The sequence below is a fragment of the Pseudoalteromonas sp. SWXJZ94C genome (assembly GCF_015864385.1).
Lineage (GTDB): Bacteria > Pseudomonadota > Gammaproteobacteria > Enterobacterales > Alteromonadaceae > Pseudoalteromonas.
The window spans coordinates 1-1,673 of the sequence record NZ_JADYXF010000121.1 but is presented as its reverse complement, the minus strand read 5'-3'; the positions used below and the strand labels follow the sequence as shown (position 1 = coordinate 1,673).

Annotated in this window: 2 protein-coding genes; both read right to left on the bottom strand. The window is 37.2% G+C overall.

The genetic code is table 11. The annotated features are described in order from the left end of the window. Window positions 1–24 precede the first annotated feature (24 nt). Window positions 25–300: a pentapeptide repeat-containing protein gene (locus I6F65_RS21275; protein WP_197114825.1), complete on the bottom strand. Its 276-nt coding sequence runs from the start codon at window positions 298–300 to the stop codon at window positions 25–27. Further along, entirely contained in the window at window positions 293–1,093 is an 801-nt protein-coding gene (locus I6F65_RS21270) for a hypothetical protein (protein WP_197114818.1), read from the bottom strand. The genes I6F65_RS21275 and I6F65_RS21270 overlap by 8 nt, the downstream gene beginning before the upstream one ends. Between the last annotated feature and the right edge of the window lie 580 nt (window positions 1,094–1,673).

The window sequence follows — 1,673 nt, the reverse complement described above, 5'->3', positions numbered from 1 at the left end:
CTCACTTTTCAGACTAATTAAAATTTAGTCATTAACCTTAGAAAGTGCAAATTTAGGTTGGGTGTCTAGTTTATTTTTTTCGCTTGCCCCTTCAAGGTTAGCGCCCGTAAAGTCAGCATCTAAAAAATACGCTAAATCTAAAATGCCACCACGTAATATAACGCGTTCACCTTTAAGCATTTCAGTTGAAGTTTCGCTGATATCGCATTGCGTTAAATCAAGCCCTGATATATCGACACCTTTAACGTTATCTTGCTCTCGTGAATCCGCTAGTAACGCTAGCGCAACCTCTTTAGACATAATTTAACCCACCAATGGTACAGTTTTTTGCCTTAGTGCACTCTATATCACAATACTCAACGTCAACCTCCATCTCAGCAAACACTTTAGCTGGGCGTAAATGTGCCATGGCTGTTTGAAAGTGCTCAATTTGCGCTTGCTCTGTTAATTCCCAAGGTGCTTCTGATAAGTCAAGGCGAATACCACCCCAAGATTGAAGCTCTGTTTTCGTTTTTGATGTGCTCAGTAATAATTCTTGACCAAACTGCTTCACGTAATGCGGGCCTAAATAAGTGCGCATTGCTAATCCTTTAGGACCAACCTTAAAGTAATCGACGGGCGCTAAGTAAGCGGCTTTACCCATCATTTCGATATGCTCGTCTCGTTCGCTTTCCCAAGGCTCATCAGGGTAAGGTCTAAAAACATGAACTGAGGCGATATCTGGTTTAAATACCTGTACTAATCGATCTGCAAACTCGAATAATGCTGGGTAATGTTTACTGTTTAGTTTTGGATCAAATTCAAATTCTATATATTGTTTTGGCCCGACATCAATACTCCCAAAGTACTTTGCCGCTTTATTACGTTTTAAATAAATATCCGCATAACTCCCAAACTCTACGGTTTTTATTTTATCTAAAATATTATCGCGGTTGTAAGGCAGCTTGCCTCGCTCTTCTAAGCTCCAGAATTGGGGCGCAAACTCAGGGTAGCTTTCAATTACATCTAACAGTTCAGTGAATAACTTTTTATCATTAAGCGGGTTGGTACCCACCATAGAGAATTTTATACGGAAAGGTTTAAAATCCATCATTATTATCCTTTTACTTTATTGACTTTATTCCAACGTTGTTTATCAACATTCCACTTATGGGTAATAGTGTTCTTACTGTTATCGTAATATAGCACTTCACTCTTATCATTTATTTTCATTGATGGTCGACAGGGTGGAACCAAACTGGGAACCAAACTGTGGGAACCAAACTGGACAGCCACTTTAATTGAACAAACAAAACTGTGCCACTAAATTTGCTTTTCAGGTTCAGAATTAATCTTTTATTACTGGGTCGCTTTCATTTCATCTATTAAATAAGTCATTAGCCCTATTAAACCTGAATTATGCGCATGAGAATATCTGCATAATTGCAGTTTTAATTTTACTGAATGGTTTTTAATTTATGCGAGTAGCTTTTCGCAGTTGCTAACAACCACTATTTAAAGTGGGTGTCTTTGTTATTTTCTTTATTTTTCTAAATTCAACATGATGAAAGTAGATGTATGAAGTCAAGATTTGATAATCATATAGAAAGTTCCTCAAGTTTTTCGATACAGTTGTGTTGACCAAAACATAAACTGTACCTCGAGGAACTTAGTATGAAACTATATGGTGGAAT

Coding starts and splice junctions, on each gene's coding strand:
- I6F65_RS21270 (WP_197114818.1), bottom strand. CDS start 1,093: ATGATGGATTTTAAACCTTTCCGTATAAAATTCTCTATGGTGGGTACC.
- I6F65_RS21275 (WP_197114825.1), bottom strand. CDS start 300: ATGTCTAAAGAGGTTGCGCTAGCGTTACTAGCGGATTCACGAGAGCAA.